The sequence below is a fragment of the Nonlabens ulvanivorans genome (assembly GCF_032922765.1).
Classification (GTDB): domain Bacteria; phylum Bacteroidota; class Bacteroidia; order Flavobacteriales; family Flavobacteriaceae; genus Nonlabens; species Nonlabens ulvanivorans.
Window position 1 is genome coordinate 1,530,014 of the sequence record NZ_CP136694.1, and the last position, 15,723, is coordinate 1,545,736.

Below are 15,723 nucleotides of genomic sequence, written 5' to 3' on the forward strand. Positions count from 1 at the left end.
AACTACTTAAGTCATGAAATACATTTACTCCATATTACTATTTTTTACCATTTCTTTATGCAGCCATGCACAATGTCCTACCAGTATTATCGTACTAGAAACACAAGCAGATGTGGATGCCTTTCAATCAACATATCCTAACTGTACTCAAATATTAAATGGGTTACAAATAGGTCCTGCTACTGGAAGTTCAGATATTAGTAATCTTAATAATTTACAAGGATTAGTGCAACTAGATGGTGGATTAAACATCCTTAACAATCCGCTACTGAATGATCTCACCGCTTTTTCAACACTTACACAATTAGAAGATATCTATCTATTTAATAATCCGGGCATCACCAATTTCAATGGATTTCAAGGGATAACTAGTATTAATGATATTAAACTAGAACAATCTTTTGTAACAGATTTTAGTGGTTTATCAAATATTGATGACGTTCATAAACTATGGATTGTAGATGATACAGTTCTCAATGATTTATCAGGATTAAATCAATTAGTCATTCTTAATTTTTTAGAATTAGACAATACTCGTTTAACAAGTATCAACTCCTTTGACCTTGTGGATCAAGTAGAATGGATGATTATTAAAGATAATGACTTCCTGACTTCTATAGACGGTTTTGGTACGATGACAATGATTGATAATCTATCTATTTTACGTAATTCGCAACTATCAACGATATCGCAATCTTTTCAATCATTGAGATTCATACAAAATAACCTTATTATAAAAGGAAACATCAACTTGAGTGACATTAGTGGCTTTAGTTCTATACAAACTGTTGACACAATTCAATTAGATCAAATGATAGGATCTCAAGATTTATCTTTTTTCAACACTATCTTACAGTTAAGAATATTGCGTGTAACACGAGTAGATTCTATAACTAGTTTAAATGGATTGCAAAATGCTCTCACTTTAACTTATATCAGTATTGAAAACAATCCATTATTAACAGATATTAATGCCATAGGTGGAAGTAATGCTAATTTTTTAACAGGCATGCGTATTGTAGGAAATCCATTGCTAGCCATTTGTGATGTGCCAGTTGTTTGTAATTACTTGAGTGGTACTACTTCTACAGCTACTATTAATGGAAATGCAACCGGATGTGCTTCAGAACAAGAAATAGCAAATGAATGTGAACTTAATGTAATAAGTGGTACTATCTACTATGACACTAATGGTAGTGGTGATTATTCACCAGCTACAGATGCAGTAGTTCCATACTATAAAGTATTTAGTACACACAGTACGGGAACTAGTACAACCTTTTCTAAAGCTTATGGCGATTATTCAAATTATGTAGGAACTGGTAATATCAATACAGATGTAGAAGACTTATCCATGTTTGCATTTACACCAGCAAATGGTTTTAATAACAACTTTACAGGATACGGTAATGTGGCTAGTGGTGATTTTGAAGCACAGACTACCAATACGGTTCAAGATGTCTCTATAGATCTTATAGCAACTATTGCTACCAGACCTGGATTTACAGCAGGCTATAAACTCATAGCCATTAACAAAGGATCTGTACCGGTATCTGGAACCATTGAATTACCATATAACAGTAATCTTTTCACTTATCAAACTAGTGTACCAGCAGCCAGTACAGTATCCACGGGTATGTTGAACTGGTCGTATAATTTAGGCCCGTTTGAAAGATTACGTATTGATGTAGAATTCCTAGTAGCTCAACCACCTGTTTTAATAGGTGGAGAAACAGAAGCATGGACAGCGACGATTAACCCAATACCTGGTGACGCAAATCCACAAGACAATGTTTTCTATTATAATAACAATATTGTTAACTCTTATGACCCTAATGATAAAACCGTTTTTGAAGGCGCAGAAATACTACCTACAGAGTTAGATGAATACTTACATTACAGAATACGGTTTCAAAACACAGGTAATGCTAGTGCGATAAATGTTACCGTTAAAGATACCTTGTCTGATAATCTAGACTGGGATACCTTTGAACCTATAGACATGAGTCATGATGTAGGAGAGATTCATATTGAGAACAAAAGATTCATCGACTTTGATTTTCCTAATATCAACTTACCAGATAGTACTACTAATGAGCCATTAAGTCATGGATATATTTATTACCGCATTAAACCTAAACAAAATTTAGTCATTGGTGATTTTATAGATAACACTGCTCATATATATTTTGATTTTAATGAAGCTATTATAACCAATACCGCTACAACTACTATTGTACAAACACTTTCTAATAGCGATCAAGAATTTCTAAATATAAGTCTCTACCCTAATCCTGTAGCAGACATAGTACAATTACAAACGTCAGAAAAAATTGATTTTGCTGTAATTATGAATCTTCAAGGACAGTTGTTAATAGAAACAACTGATAAAGATATTAACGTAAGCAACTTAGATACTGGAGTATATTTTATTAGAGTTACTTCTGGTAATAAATCTCAAGTTTTAAAATTCATTAAAAAGTAATTACTCTTTTAATTTAACTATTTTAAACCTGTCTTACCATTTAATAAGATTAGAATATCTAACTTAAATAATGTGAGACAGGTTTAATTATGCCTTCTTTTTAACCGTCCATTCAAATCTGAACTGGCTTACCTCTACTCCATCCTGGTTCACACCACGAGATTCCATCCATACGGTTTGACCTTCACCAGTGGCTACCGTTTTTTCTATGGCTTGTTGAATAGCTTTACCATCATTACAAGTAAATGTGATGATGCCCGTTGCTTTTTTAGTAAAAGTAGCCTCATTGCGGGCTACTAACATAGAAACTCTTGCATCGCTTTTTTGAATAAATGACATCACTAATGCTCCTGTAGAAAGTTCAGCAGCCATTGCTTGAGTAGCAAAATACATACTCTTGAATGGATTCTGGTTGAACCACTTGTGACGCACTTTTACCGTACAAGATTCCTCACTTATGGTCTTACATCGTACACCTGCCCACCATGCACTAGGTAGTTTTAAGAAGGTAAATGCATTTATTTTCTTAGGAGTTATCATTTTTAACATTTTGTACAAATGTAATCAAAAGGCGCGTTGTTGTTACGCTTTCGCGAAAGCGAAATAAAAAATATCTCACAAAAATAAAAATATATGGTACTTTGTATTGCATAATACTATCTTTTAGATATATATTTGCATAAGAAAATAATATGCCATGGAGAATACTTTACAAAATAATCATCGAAACTTAGCGACATGTTTGCACTTGTTGAGCTTTGGGAAATGGTTATTTCCTTTAGGGAATTTCATTTTACCCATTTTATTATGGATGGTGAATTCAAAAAAATCTGACTTTGTAGATCATCACGGAAAACAGGTCATCAACTTTCAATTAAGCATGACGCTTTACTCAATAGCTCTAGCTGTTATCGCAGCGATTATTCTGGTAGTTGCATTTGCATCTGGTGGAATTGAATTTTTAGAAGGGCTAGATAGAATGGATGGCGATGAATGGATGCATGGTGAACATATGGGAATTTTTGCTACCATGATAGGTGTAGGGATTCTTTTTGGCGGTGCGCTTTTACTCATCGGTATTGTAGATTTAGTCTATACTATTAGAGGAGCGATGCAAGCAAATGATGGGGTGCTTTTTAAATACCCTTTAACGATCCCGTTTTTAAGCACAAAAACAGAATCTAATAACACAACAACATGAAGATAGAAAACACAAAAGCGCAAATGCGTAAAGGAGTACTCGAGTACTGCATTCTATCCATCCTCAAAGAAGAAGATGCTTATGTAGCAGAGATTCTCGATACTCTTAAGGATGCAAAGTTACTAGTGGTAGAAGGAACAATCTATCCATTATTAACCCGATTAAAAAATGCAGGTTTACTTAATTATAGATGGGAAGAAAGCACCAGTGGTCCACCACGTAAATATTATGGACTGACAGAAACTGGAAAGATTTTCCTTAAAGAATTATCCAGTACCTGGGATGATCTTAAAAACGCCGTTAACCTGGTAACCACAACAAAAACTAAGAAATCATGAACAAGACCATAAATATAAACCTCGCAGGGCTGTTCTTCCACATCGATGAAGATGCCTATAATAAATTACAAAAATATCTAGCCGCTGTGCGCCGCTCATTTAGCGGTATGCAAGGATCTGAAGAGATCATGGCAGATATAGAATCTCGTGTTGCTGAACTTTTTCTAGAAAAAAGAGCTAATGAACAACAAGTCATTTCCATCACTCATGTCGAAGATGTGATTTCCATAATGGGACAGCCAGAAGACTATGAGGTAGATGAAGAAATCTTTGAAGGTGAGAGAAGATCAACTGCTCAAGAGATGAAATCACGTTTCAGCAGACCGTTGTTTAGAGATACCTTGAACGGTTATATAGGTGGTGTTTGTGCTGGTCTAGGTCATTTTCTAGGTATAGATGCCATATGGGTACGAATCTTTTTTGTAGTCATATCATTTATATCATTCCCGTTTAATGTACTGACTTACATCATCTTCTGGATCGTTGCTAAAGATGCTGTCACTACAAACCAGCGTCTAGCGATGATGGGTAAAGAAGTAAATATCTCAAACATAGGTGAAAACTTTAAGTCGGGTTTTGATGATGTAGTCGATGGGCAGACCGACGCCGACTACCGAATTGTAGGTCAAAAGGGAAAGCGTGGAACAGTACGTTTCTTTAGTTTTTTAGGACGTTTTATTAAAGGTATTTTTAAAGCTATAGCTAAGATCATAGGGCTGTTTATGTTCCTACTAGGTGCTACAGGTTTAATTGCATTATTCTTTAGCTTGATAGGTATAGGTACAGCACAATTACAAAGTGATGATTTTATGTTACTTATGAATATGAGCATACCTTCTAACCTATCAACATGGTGGATTTATTTAACAGCCTTTTTCTTAATAGGGATTCCATTCTTTATTATCGCTGTTTTAGGTTTGCGATTGTTAGTATCTAATCTAGCCTCCATAGGTCGTACGGCTAAAGTTATTATAGGATTACTTTGGGTAGCATCTGTAATTGGACTGTGTGTGATTATCGCAACTATAGGAACATCACAAGCTTTTGATGGGAACATAAACAGTTTAGAAAAATTCCCTGTGAATAAAGAGAAAGTGTTTCAACTTAACATGGAAGATAGCACTCTAGAAGGCTATGATAATATCTATGTAAATGGTTCTCATTTTAGTATAGGAGAATTTGATGGTGCTAAAGAAATACGATTAATGGGAATTAAAACAGCGATTGCTGCTACTACTGATAGCGTTGCATCTATAAACGTTAAGTTCAAGGCAAAAGGATCATCTATTCAAGAGGCTAAAGAAAAAGCTTCTCAAATAGAATATAATTATGTGATTACAGATTCTATCATTACATTAGATGATTTCTTTAAAATTAATAGTGGTAGTCTTAATAACCACAAAATTGAGATCATTGTAAATCTTCCCGAAGGAACTAAAGCTAGAATGAATGATGAGTTTGCAAACCATTATAGAGATTACATTAGTAATGATGCATTCTCTCTAGGTAGCAATGACTCTTATACTTATCAAGTAAAAGATGGCAAAGCAGTATGCCTAGACTGTCCTGTTGTAGAAGAAAGTAAAGATGACATTGAAAAAGATGAAATCAATTCACCTTCTAGATCAACAGATGATAATGAGTGGAAATATGAAGATGACGAAGACGAGGAAAATGAAACATCTGAAACTACTACTATTAAAACATCGATAGACTTAGGACCTATAGAAATAGAAACAGAAGAAAGTTTCTAGAATAAAGATTCATGTGATGTCAACTGTATTTTAAGAGATTCTTGTTGACTAGAAAACCGCTTCATTCATTTGGAGCGGTTTTTGTTTTACCTTTGTTAAACAAATTATCTCTCAAATGAAAAAATTATTACTAGCAATCTTGATTCTTACCGCTGCTGTTTCTCAAGCACAAGAAAAGGTAAAAGGAAATCGCGAACCTAGCACCGTTATTACAGATGTTGATCCATTTACGGTTATTGAAATAGGTGGTGATTATGAAGTAGCAATCGTAGAAGGTGCGGTTCCTCAAGTTGAAATCACCACAGATTCAAATCTACATCAGTTTTTAGAAGTTGCTGTAGTTGATGGCAATTTAAGTATTAGCTCTACCGCAAACATACGTTCTAAAAAAGAGATGACGATACGCTTAATTTATCCTGCTGGACTAACTAAAATCGTTGCTAAAGAAAAGGCAGAGATAAGCGCTATCACTGAACTAAAAATAGACAAGTTAGAAATTGAAGTACGTGATGATGCAAAATTATTTCTAACCGCAAACATTAGTAATTTAACTCTCAATCTAAAAGGAGACTCTAGATCTGAGTTGAATTTAAGAGGTAATGATGCTAAGATTAATTTTGACGATAAGGCTAATGTAAAGGCATTGCTAAAATTTCAAGATTTAAACCTAACGATGAAAGGTCGTACAGTTGCAAAATTAGAAGGTGATGTAAAATCAGGTACTTTATTACTTGAAAATAAAGCCAGCTTTCAAGGCGATAACCTAGTATTTAACAACTTAAATATGAAAGCGTCTCAAAATACCGATTGCGAGGTAAATGTAAAAGATGAATTAACTCTAGCTGCCAGCGATAGTTCTAAAGTAGAACTATTCAATTCACCTAAAGTCATCTTAGAAAAATTTACAGGAAAAACGCAATTGATAAAAAAATAAACGTTGATTGCATTTGTTGATCTGAATAGTCAACATCTCAATTCTAATTAAATAAAAAAAGCCTCGCGATGCGAGGCTTTTTTTATAAACTTAAAAGTAGGTATACTTAATAACTACCATCTATTACTTCTTCTACAATACCTACCTCAGCTAGATAGCGCTCAGCATCAAGAGCCGCCATACAACCTGTTCCTGCAGCGGTAATTGCCTGTCTATATATTTTATCTTGTACATCTCCACTAGCATACACACCTGGCATGTTAGTATAAGTAGATCCAGCTTTAGTTATTAAATAACCAGCATCATCCATATCAAGTTGCCCTTTAAAGATATCAGTATTTGGCTTATGTCCTATCGCAATAAACAATCCAGTGATGGCAATCTCATGCTTTTCATTAGTTTGATTATTTACAATACGTAAACCTTCCACTACCTGATCACCTAGTACTTCATCAACCTCTGAGTTAAATAAAACTTCTATATTTTCTGTTTGCGCTACACGATGTTGCATCGCTTTAGAAGCACGCATTTCTCCTTTACGTACTAACATGGTCACCTTAGAACAAATATTTGCTAGATAAGTAGCCTCTTCAGCAGCTGTATCTCCAGCACCTACAATAGCGACATCTTGACCTCTATAAAAGAATCCATCACAAACGGCGCAGGCACTAACTCCACCACCGCGTAGTCGTTGTTCACTAGGCAAACCTAAATACTTTGCCGTGGCACCAGTAGAAATGATAACGGTATGCGCCTCAATTTTAGTTTTCCCGTCTACAATTGCTGTGTGAATACCGCCTTTTTCACTGGCAAAATTTACTTCAGTAACCATTCCTATACGTACCTCAGTGCCGAAACGCTCTGCTTGTTTCTGCAAATCAACCATCATTGATGGTCCATCAATACCTTCTGGATATCCTGGGAAGTTATCAACCTCAGTAGTGGTCGTTAACTGTCCACCTGGTTCCATACCTGTATAAAGTAATGGTTTCATATCTGCACGTGCAGCATATATCGCTGCAGTATATCCTGCTGGTCCTGATCCTATGATCAAACACTTAACTCTTTCAATTTGTTCTGACATTGTATAAACTTTGGAATGTAAAAATAATCAAACTATAAGCTTTTTTTCAAAAGCATCTATCACTATTTATTATCACTTTATTAAGGAAAACCATATCAACCTGTTCTATTTTTACTCCATGGGCCATACCTATATCAATCCTATTACAAAAGAACGCGCTACTATACTTAAGACTAGCGCACAAACTGATGGAGCATTTACCTATATAGAGGTAGAGTTACAGCCTGGTGGTGGTAATCCTATCCACTATCATCAATATTTCACAGAACAGTTTGAACCTATTGAAGGTACTTTAGGTGTTCATCATTTAGGTAAAGAAATACGCTTAAAACCTGGTCAAATATTTAAAGTACCCGTAATAGATAATCATCGTTTTTATAATCCAGGTGATCGACCTATCGTTTTTAGAGCAAAATTAGAACCCGGCCAGCCTGGATTTGAAAATTTCATGGCTGCACTTTTTGGACTGGTTAGTGATGGTAAAACTTTTGGAAAGAACCAGATTCCGTTCAATCCATTCTATGCTATTATTTTACTTAAATGGGGCGATACTCAGGTAGATAGCTTATTCTTTAAGTTATTTAAATCCGTTTTGATGATGTTATATACGCTTTCGCGAAAGCTGGGATACGAAAAGAAATTGCTACACAAATATATCATAGGTTAAGGCAGTACTTGCAAACGCGTTTTCAAAATCGTAACATTACACTCAATAATCCCGATACATGGAAAGTCAAAATATCAACCACGAGGACGAAAAAATCATCATTAATCAAGAATTAAACATTTGGGAAGCGCTAATTCCAGTAATAGCATTAGTTGGACTACTAGCATATAATGTATTCGTTTTTGGTGATAGCGCTTTAGGTGGTTCTAACCAATTTATATTAATTATAGGTGCAGCTATTGCAGCTATCGTAGGCTTTAAAAACAAAGTTTCTTATAAATCCATGGTTGAGGAAGTTGCTCAAAATTTAAAATCTACTACTGGCGCTATTCTTATCCTTTTAATGGTAGGTGCGCTTGCTGGGACCTGGCTGGTCAGTGGCATTATACCTACCATGATTTATTATGGACTAGATATCTTAAACCCAACTATTTTTCTGGCTGCATGTGTTATTATTTGTGCTGTTATTTCTGTTGCAACAGGTAGTAGCTGGACTACTAGTGCAACAGTAGGTATCGCACTTATAGGTATTGCAGGCGCATTAGGGATAAGTCCTGGAATGACTGCTGGTGCCGTATTGAGTGGTGCCTATTTTGGTGATAAATTAAGTCCTCTAAGTGACACCACTAACCTTGCTCCTGCTATGGCTGGTACTGATTTATTTACTCATATCAGATATATGACTTACACGACAGTGCCTACTATCATTGTAACTCTATTATTCTTTATTATACTAGGATTTACTAACGATACAACCGGTGCTGCCGATGTTTCTCAATATCAAGGTGCGATAGATGCTACCTTCAATACCACACCATGGCTATTTATAGTACCTATTGCTGTAATTGCCATGATAGTTAAAAAGATATCGCCTTTAATCGCTTTACTGGCTGGTACGTTACTAGCAGCGGTTTTTGCATTGATTTTTCAACCCGATCTTGTACTAGCTGTTTCTGGAATGAAAGAATGGAGTTTTGAAGCTGGTTATAAAGGAATCATGAATGCCATCACTGTAAAGACCACTGTTAACCCGATATCTGACAATCCTAAAATTGTTGAAGAACTAGCAGGACTATTTGAAGGAAAAGGAATGGAATCGATGCTAGGTACTATATGGTTGATTATTTGCGCTATGGTCTTTGGTGGTGTCATGGATGCTATAGGTGCATTGAGCAGGATTTCAAAAAGTCTACTGAATCTATTTAGTAGTGTTTTTGGATTATTCTTTAGTACGGTAGCTAGTTGTATAGCGATTAATTTCACTGCAAGTGATCAATATCTAGCACTGGTTGTACCTGGTAAAATGTATGAGAAAGCTTATCGTGAAAAAGGACTCGCACCAGAGAATTTATCGAGAACACTAGAAGACTCAGGAACAGTTACATCTGTTTTAATACCTTGGAATACCTGTGGTGCTTACCACAGTGGTACTTTAGGTGTAAGTGTATTGGATTATGCTATCTATGCTATGTTTAGCTGGTTATCTCCTATCATGACGCTTATTTTTGCAGCGTTTAGTATTAAGATTAAACAATTAGTTACTAAAACACCTACCCTAGATACTATAGGTGAAGAATAATATCAACACATTAACAATGAAAAATTTATTATCTGTATTTGCACTTTTAAGTATTCTTAATGCTGGTGCACAAGACCGATTTGCAAAAGTTCAAATTACATCTACTGAGGTAAGCGAAAACACTTTTATGCTTACTGGAGCTGGCGGTAATATCATGATTGCGATAGACAAAGAGAAAGTGGTAATGATAGATGATCAATTTGCACCACTTAGTGATAAAATTAAAGATGCAATTGAAGGCATTACAGAATATCCAATCACTTACTTAATTAACACTCATCATCATGGAGATCATACAGGTGGCAATGGAAATTTTAATTCTAAAGAAACCACAATCGTTGCTCACGTGAACGTAAAAGAACGCTTAATTGCTGAAGGTAAAGAAGAGAACTTCATACCAGAAATGACTTTAGAGGAAGAGTTAGAATTACAATTACCTACTCAAACCTGTTTATTAATTCATGTGCACAACGCCCATACTGACGGTGATACATTTATCTTTTTTGTTCAGGAAAATGTGGTACATATGGGTGATGTATTTTTTAATGCAAAATATCCATATATCGATCTAAAATCCGGCGGCTCTATCGATGGTTATATCGCTGCTCAAGAAAGAGTCCTGTCTACTATTAATGAGGAGACTAAGATCATACCAGGACATGGCACATTAGCTAGTTATGACGATTTAAGAAATAACATTGAAATGTTAGTGGATATCAAAGAAAACATTGCTTCAAAAATTAAGAAAGGTGTTTCTAAAGAAGATATTATCGCAGACACGACTATAACAGCAGCATATGATGCAAAAGGTTATGGAGATGGCTTTATTAATGCAGAGCGTTTTAGAACTACCGTTTACGAGAGCATCACAGGTCTATAATTAGTTTTATAATTTAAATAATGAGAGCATTAGTCATATCTGGCGGTGGTAGTAAAGGTGCATTTGCCGGTGGCGTTGCTCAATACCTCATTGAAGAAAAAAAACTAGACTATGATATTTATATAGGGACATCTACAGGCAGTCTTCTTATTTCTCATCTAGCACTTCATAAAATAGAAAAGATTAAAGAGGTCTATACTAATGTAAATCAAAAGTCAATATTCAGCAATTGCCCATTCATAATTAAGAGAAGTAAATATGGTGTTGAGGAAATAAAAATCAATCACTGGAATGTTCTGCGCAATTTTTTAAATGGTAATAAAACCTTTGGCGAAAGCAAAAACCTTAGAAAACTAATCAAAAAGATTTTTACCATTGATGAATTTAACGAGTTAAAGGCGACGCAAAAAGAAGTCATCGTTACCGTATCTAATCTTTCACTCAATGAAACCGAATATAAATCGATTCAAGAAGTGAGCTATGAGGACTTTTGTGATTGGATATGGATTTCTTGTAACTATATCCCTTTTATGAGCATGGTTAAGAAAGATAACTGCGAGTATGCAGATGGTGGCTATGGTAGTATGGTACCTATTAAAGAAGCTATAGAACGTGGCGCTACAACAGTCGATGTTATTGTACTAGAAACAGAAGCTACTTACTATAATAGCTTGCCATCGACTAATGTCTTTTCACTACTTACGAGCCTTCATGGTTTTATGATGGATCGTATTGAAAAACAGAATATAGCGATAGGAAAGTTTACAGCAAACCATCACGATGCTATTCTTAATTTCTATTACACACCTACGGTATTAACGACTAATTCGCTCATTTTTAATAAATCAAAAATGACTAACTGGTGGAATAGCGGATTTAAATATGCCGCAAGCACTACAGAAAAAACGAGCGAAATCAAGCCTCAAGAAGAATAAAGCAAATTACTTCCTTACTCTACTACTCCATCTTTTATAAAAGAAAAACGCTGCAATAAAAAGCAATAGTAATGGCCAGATATTTACTAGAATTAAGAGTAAAGTTGTTACTATAGACCATCCATTTTTAAAACCGCTCAAAGCTTTGTCTTTAAAGGTAACCTCATAAACTACAGGATCCTCTCTAAACTGTACTGTTTGATATAATTGTAATTCAATATTACTATAACCTACTTTATGGTTTAGTAATTTTAATCTTCCTTCGGCGCTCTCTATTTCTTCTTGTAGAATCCTTAATTTCTCTTCCGTTTTAAGTACCTCTTCTACTGTTTTTGCTTTACCTCTTAAGATTTCGTCATATCTTAATTTGACTTCTTTTTTAGTTTTAAGCCTGGTTTGTAAATCGACATATTCATCACTCACGTCAGTAGTAGACATATTTTTGAAGTCGATAAAATCGGCTAGCGCAGTAAGTTGTGTGATGGTAGATTCAAAATGTGTTGCAGGAACTTTAAAGATGATACGATTTTCTAATTTGTAATCATTTTGAGTGTATTTCATATCTGCTACATATCCTTTTTGAGCAGTAATTATATTTTGTGCTGCAGTACTTGCACTATCTAAATTAATCACTTTAAAACGACAATTAGCATTTTTAATAATCTTGAGATTTTCTAAAGTTTCGGTATTACTTTCTACTGTTTGGGAAGGAGACTCGATATTTAATTCTTGAGAAGATGCTATAACATCTTCTTTATAACCAGCTCGATTTTCATAAGCCTCTGCACATGATGATAGATTAAGAATTACCGCTATTGCAGTTACATAAATTACATTTTTCATAAGATGATTTTTTAATTCCTAACAAACCTATTGAGCCATGTAAAAATCTATTTGTAATACTCTTGTAAAACTTTTGTAAACTATATTACAAGAGCTATTTTAGTGCTGTATAACCTATGAATAGTATAACAGACCTCTTATTATTTAATCTGCTTTTAGAACAGGTTTCTCTTAAATTCAGAGAGACTTATTCCCCTCAACAGTCTATTATGAAAGATTGGAAAGGTCAAGATATCATCAATTTTCAAGATGATTTGAGGTCTAAAACAGGAAGCAGCGTCAGCGAAAAATGGTTCTACACTTATATAAAAAACGAGCCGAAAAAGTTACCTAGAATAGATATTCTCAATATGCTATCTGTATATGCAGGATGTGATCATTGGTCCGCTTTCGCGAAAGCGAATGAAGACTACCTCATGCCCGATTATAGTACAGCATTAAAGAATGACACAAGCAGCTCCATTGAAAATGTTTTAAAGATTCTATTGAAAGTAATAATCACAATCGCAGGAATGGCTATCACTTATATAGTCCTAAGTAATAAAGAATATGATTACAACTTTTGCTTAAAGGATTTTTATAGAAAAGAAGCTATAAAAAATGTCCCATTTGCGATTTACAGAATTAACACGAATCAAAAAGAACGAATTGAGGTTAATGAGGATGGTTGTTTTTCTGGGAAAAGTGATTCTAAAAACAACACATTTATTATTGAATCTCCATATTATAAAAATGATACATTAAGCCTTAATCTAGAACGTCTGGTAAGTAGAGATATTTATTTAAAACCCGATGATTATGCTTTAATGCTTGATTATTATTCTAATGGCGACATCAGAAGTTTAAAAAACCGAAGAAGACAACTTAACCAACTATTACATAATGATGTTATTGTTATGGAATTATTACCTTATGAAATAGGTGTAACTATTTATGACAAACAACAATTTATTGATAAACTCACCACTCCTACACAAAGCTTGAAAAAGCTATTAATAGTCGATACTGAATATGCTGGGGAACAAATCAAGAAAATAAAATACCGCATTAAGTCATGAGAAATTGGACCTTAATATTTATTTTAATATTATTTTCTTCCTGTAAGAATAACAATAATTCATCAGAAGGTGAAATTGATGATTCTGATTTTATTAATGAAGTAAAAACAAACGCTCCTATAACCGAAGCAGATTTAACAATGCGAAAAGTATTATTTTATGAGGAAATGATACGTACCGAATTTAAAGATGTTATTGAGGCTCATAAAATCAGGTCTAAAGCCAATAGCATTAATATGATTTTCAAGGAAAATGCTCCTTTTAAAATCCCTCATGGTTCAGTGTTCAAATACATAGAACTACACTCCATTGAAAAACCTGATCAAGAATATCCAGCAGATCAAATGAATTATGAATTTTATTACCATTATACTAAAGTTTTTAGGGATACAGTAAATCTGAAAGATATTAAAACTAATGGGTTTATCGCTATTGATGAACAACCACAAGTAATTGATAATGACACGATCAACTCTGTAAAAATCATTTGGTAAAATAACCTTAGACTATTACAAGTTCTACCTACTATAACCATAACCTATAACACTATTATGTTATAAGATTGTAAAACACATTAAAAAACCGTCGCTCTGAACTACTTTTGCAGCCTGAAAAACAACACAATTTAAAACTAACAACAATGGCAATAGTAGGAAGACAGTTTCCAAGTATCGATGTAGATGCAATGAACGAAATGGGAGATACGTTTAAATTAAACGTTCTTGAAGAAGCAAAAAATAAGAATAAGAAAGTATTACTTTTTTGGTATCCTAAAGATTTCACTTTCGTATGCCCTACTGAATTACATGCTTTTCAAACTGCATTAGGTGAATTTGAAAAAAGAAACACTATCGTAATTGGTGCTTCATGTGATACTCCAGAAGTACACTTTGCATGGTTGAATACTGCAAAAGATGATGGTGGAATTGAAGGTGTAACTTACCCAATTCTTGCAGACTCTAACCGTAACCTTGCAAACATGCTAGATATCCTAGATGTAGAAGAAGAGTACAATGATGACTTAGAAGGTTATATCCTTAAAGGAGATAACGTAACTTTCCGTGCGACATACCTTATTGATGAAGAAGGTACCGTATTTCATGAAGGTGTTAACCACATGCCAGTAGGTCGTAACGTAAATGAATTCTTAAGAATGATTGATGCTTACACTCACGTTCAAAAGAATGGTGAAGTATGTCCTGCAAATTGGGAAGAAGGAAAAGACGCAATGAGCGCAGATCGTAAAGGAACTGCCGCTTACCTTTCTCAAAACTAATTATTAAATTAATTAAGAAACACAACAGGTCGTTTCTTTAAAAGAGATCTGTTGTGTTTTTATAATATAGTATCATATGCAAACTTTAGATCAAGATAACCTACAGGAAATCGTTGCAAACAACGATACTGTAGTTGTACAATATATGGCTAGCTGGTGTGGTAACTGCCGCTTAATGAAGCCTAAATTTAAAAAACTAGCTGCCGAAAATGAGAATACTACATTCTTATTAGTAGATGCAGAAAAATTCCCAGAATCACGTAAAATGGCAACTGTAGATAACCTACCTACGTTTGCAACTTTCAAAGGCGGTTCTTTTGTAAATCAAGTACAAACTAACAAATTTGAAAATCTTAAAGACTTAGTACATGAAGTTACCAATAATTAGACATATACAAAAAGGTACTACTCCAGAACAATTAGAAGCAACTCTAGAGGTTCTAGAACATTTTTCAGAACACAGGTCTGTAACTGAAGAGGAAATGGATGTAGTAGGTGAATTAATTACCAATATATGTGGTGCTCTAGAAGTACACGCTAATGTTGCACAAGGTATGAGCGGAATAGAAGCCGCAAATGCTTTCGCACAAAAAGTTATGGGATCTATAGATCAATAACGTTTAATATTATTATTAAAAAACCTCAAAACCCTTAACGTTTTGAGGTTTTTTTATTTATAAAATTATTAA

The 15,723-nt window shown here is 34.3% G+C and carries 17 protein-coding genes; 14 read left to right on the top strand and 3 right to left on the bottom strand.

Annotated elements, in window-relative coordinates; translation table 11 throughout:
* Nucleotides 1–13: 13 nt before the first annotated feature.
* Nucleotides 14–2,485, top strand: coding sequence for a T9SS type A sorting domain-containing protein (locus tag R1T42_RS06885; RefSeq protein WP_317291806.1), 2,472 nt, complete (start codon nt 14–16; stop codon nt 2,483–2,485).
* 87 nt (nt 2,486–2,572) lie between these two features.
* Here R1T42_RS06885 and R1T42_RS06890 read toward each other — a convergent pair whose 3' ends face one another.
* A complete protein-coding gene (locus R1T42_RS06890; protein ID WP_036585362.1) occupies nt 2,573–3,025 on the bottom strand; it encodes a DUF4442 domain-containing protein in 453 nt (150 codons plus the stop codon).
* 157 nt (nt 3,026–3,182) lie between these two features.
* Here R1T42_RS06890 and R1T42_RS06895 point away from each other — a divergent pair, with 157 nt between their 5' ends.
* The 4 genes from R1T42_RS06895 (at nt 3,183) to R1T42_RS06910 (ending at nt 6,712) form a co-directional block, all read left to right on the top strand.
* Entirely contained in the window at nt 3,183–3,686 is a 504-nt protein-coding gene (locus R1T42_RS06895; protein ID WP_036584445.1) for a DUF4870 domain-containing protein, read from the top strand.
* Nucleotides 3,683–4,024, top strand: a complete 342-nt coding sequence (locus R1T42_RS06900) for a PadR family transcriptional regulator (protein WP_006795574.1) — start codon at nt 3,683–3,685, stop codon at nt 4,022–4,024. The genes R1T42_RS06895 and R1T42_RS06900 overlap by 4 nt, the downstream gene beginning before the upstream one ends.
* Nucleotides 4,021–5,778: a PspC domain-containing protein gene (locus R1T42_RS06905; protein WP_317291807.1), complete on the top strand. Its 1,758-nt coding sequence runs from the start codon at nt 4,021–4,023 to the stop codon at nt 5,776–5,778. Before R1T42_RS06900 ends, R1T42_RS06905 begins: the two co-directional genes overlap by 4 nt.
* A 115-nt stretch (nt 5,779–5,893) precedes the next feature.
* Nucleotides 5,894–6,712, top strand: a complete 819-nt coding sequence (locus tag R1T42_RS06910; RefSeq protein WP_317291808.1) for a GIN domain-containing protein — start codon at nt 5,894–5,896, stop codon at nt 6,710–6,712.
* A 106-nt stretch (nt 6,713–6,818) separates the two neighbouring features.
* Here R1T42_RS06910 and trxB read toward each other — a convergent pair whose 3' ends face one another.
* A complete protein-coding gene (gene trxB / locus R1T42_RS06915) occupies nt 6,819–7,796 on the bottom strand; it encodes a thioredoxin-disulfide reductase (protein WP_317291809.1) in 978 nt (325 codons plus the stop codon).
* Between the two features lie 10 nt (nt 7,797–7,806).
* Here trxB and R1T42_RS06920 point away from each other — a divergent pair, with 10 nt between their 5' ends.
* Genes R1T42_RS06920 through R1T42_RS06935 form a run of 4 tightly spaced genes read left to right on the top strand, consistent with a single transcriptional unit; the run spans nt 7,807 to nt 11,857 of the window.
* The gene (locus tag R1T42_RS06920) at nt 7,807–8,463 is read left to right on the top strand and encodes a cupin domain-containing protein (RefSeq protein WP_317291810.1); all 657 of its coding nucleotides are present in this window, start codon (nt 7,807–7,809) and stop codon (nt 8,461–8,463) included.
* Between the two features lie 58 nt (nt 8,464–8,521).
* On the top strand, nt 8,522–10,042 hold the full coding sequence (gene nhaC, locus R1T42_RS06925; protein WP_036584433.1) for a Na+/H+ antiporter NhaC: 1,521 nt from the start codon (nt 8,522–8,524) through the stop codon (nt 10,040–10,042).
* A 16-nt stretch (nt 10,043–10,058) separates the two neighbouring features.
* The gene (locus tag R1T42_RS06930) at nt 10,059–10,922 is read left to right on the top strand and encodes an MBL fold metallo-hydrolase (protein WP_317291811.1); all 864 of its coding nucleotides are present in this window, start codon (nt 10,059–10,061) and stop codon (nt 10,920–10,922) included.
* Between the two features lie 20 nt (nt 10,923–10,942).
* A complete protein-coding gene (locus tag R1T42_RS06935; RefSeq protein WP_042247592.1) occupies nt 10,943–11,857 on the top strand; it encodes a patatin-like phospholipase family protein in 915 nt (304 codons plus the stop codon).
* A gap of 6 nt (nt 11,858–11,863) precedes the next feature.
* Here the strand turns inward: R1T42_RS06935 and R1T42_RS06940 are convergent, their stop codons facing one another.
* Nucleotides 11,864–12,700 (bottom strand): DUF4349 domain-containing protein, encoded by an 837-nt coding sequence (locus R1T42_RS06940; RefSeq protein ID WP_317291812.1) that lies wholly within the window; start codon nt 12,698–12,700, stop codon nt 11,864–11,866.
* A 209-nt stretch (nt 12,701–12,909) separates the two neighbouring features.
* Between R1T42_RS06940 and R1T42_RS06945 the strand changes: the two genes are divergently transcribed.
* The 5 genes from R1T42_RS06945 to R1T42_RS06965 all read left to right on the top strand — a co-directional run bounded on the left by R1T42_RS06945 (nt 12,910) and on the right by R1T42_RS06965 (nt 15,651).
* Nucleotides 12,910–13,758, top strand: a complete 849-nt coding sequence (locus tag R1T42_RS06945) for a hypothetical protein (RefSeq protein WP_152565616.1) — start codon at nt 12,910–12,912, stop codon at nt 13,756–13,758.
* Nucleotides 13,755–14,252, top strand: a complete 498-nt coding sequence (locus R1T42_RS06950; protein WP_317291813.1) for a hypothetical protein — start codon at nt 13,755–13,757, stop codon at nt 14,250–14,252. Before R1T42_RS06945 ends, R1T42_RS06950 begins: the two co-directional genes overlap by 4 nt.
* Nucleotides 14,253–14,398: 146 nt before the next feature.
* Nucleotides 14,399–15,034 (top strand): peroxiredoxin, encoded by a 636-nt coding sequence (locus R1T42_RS06955; protein WP_036584418.1) that lies wholly within the window; start codon nt 14,399–14,401, stop codon nt 15,032–15,034.
* 76 nt (nt 15,035–15,110) lie between these two features.
* Nucleotides 15,111–15,422 (top strand): thioredoxin family protein, encoded by a 312-nt coding sequence (locus tag R1T42_RS06960; RefSeq protein ID WP_042247596.1) that lies wholly within the window; start codon nt 15,111–15,113, stop codon nt 15,420–15,422.
* Nucleotides 15,403–15,651: a DUF6952 family protein gene (locus R1T42_RS06965; RefSeq protein ID WP_042247598.1), complete on the top strand. Its 249-nt coding sequence runs from the start codon at nt 15,403–15,405 to the stop codon at nt 15,649–15,651. Before R1T42_RS06960 ends, R1T42_RS06965 begins: the two co-directional genes overlap by 20 nt.
* Nucleotides 15,652–15,723: the final 72 nt, after the last annotated feature.

Coding starts and splice junctions, on each gene's coding strand:
- R1T42_RS06885 (WP_317291806.1), top strand. CDS start 14: ATGAAATACATTTACTCCATATTACTATTTTTTACCATTTCTTTATGC.
- R1T42_RS06890 (WP_036585362.1), bottom strand. CDS start 3,025: ATGATAACTCCTAAGAAAATAAATGCATTTACCTTCTTAAAACTACCT.
- R1T42_RS06895 (WP_036584445.1), top strand. CDS start 3,183: ATGGAGAATACTTTACAAAATAATCATCGAAACTTAGCGACATGTTTG.
- R1T42_RS06900 (WP_006795574.1), top strand. CDS start 3,683: ATGAAGATAGAAAACACAAAAGCGCAAATGCGTAAAGGAGTACTCGAG.
- R1T42_RS06905 (WP_317291807.1), top strand. CDS start 4,021: ATGAACAAGACCATAAATATAAACCTCGCAGGGCTGTTCTTCCACATC.
- R1T42_RS06910 (WP_317291808.1), top strand. CDS start 5,894: ATGAAAAAATTATTACTAGCAATCTTGATTCTTACCGCTGCTGTTTCT.
- trxB (WP_317291809.1), bottom strand. CDS start 7,796: ATGTCAGAACAAATTGAAAGAGTTAAGTGTTTGATCATAGGATCAGGA.
- nhaC (WP_036584433.1), top strand. CDS start 8,522: ATGGAAAGTCAAAATATCAACCACGAGGACGAAAAAATCATCATTAAT.
- R1T42_RS06930 (WP_317291811.1), top strand. CDS start 10,059: ATGAAAAATTTATTATCTGTATTTGCACTTTTAAGTATTCTTAATGCT.
- R1T42_RS06935 (WP_042247592.1), top strand. CDS start 10,943: ATGAGAGCATTAGTCATATCTGGCGGTGGTAGTAAAGGTGCATTTGCC.
- R1T42_RS06940 (WP_317291812.1), bottom strand. CDS start 12,700: ATGAAAAATGTAATTTATGTAACTGCAATAGCGGTAATTCTTAATCTA.
- R1T42_RS06945 (WP_152565616.1), top strand. CDS start 12,910: ATGAAAGATTGGAAAGGTCAAGATATCATCAATTTTCAAGATGATTTG.
- R1T42_RS06950 (WP_317291813.1), top strand. CDS start 13,755: ATGAGAAATTGGACCTTAATATTTATTTTAATATTATTTTCTTCCTGT.
- R1T42_RS06955 (WP_036584418.1), top strand. CDS start 14,399: ATGGCAATAGTAGGAAGACAGTTTCCAAGTATCGATGTAGATGCAATG.
- R1T42_RS06960 (WP_042247596.1), top strand. CDS start 15,111: ATGCAAACTTTAGATCAAGATAACCTACAGGAAATCGTTGCAAACAAC.
- R1T42_RS06965 (WP_042247598.1), top strand. CDS start 15,403: ATGAAGTTACCAATAATTAGACATATACAAAAAGGTACTACTCCAGAA.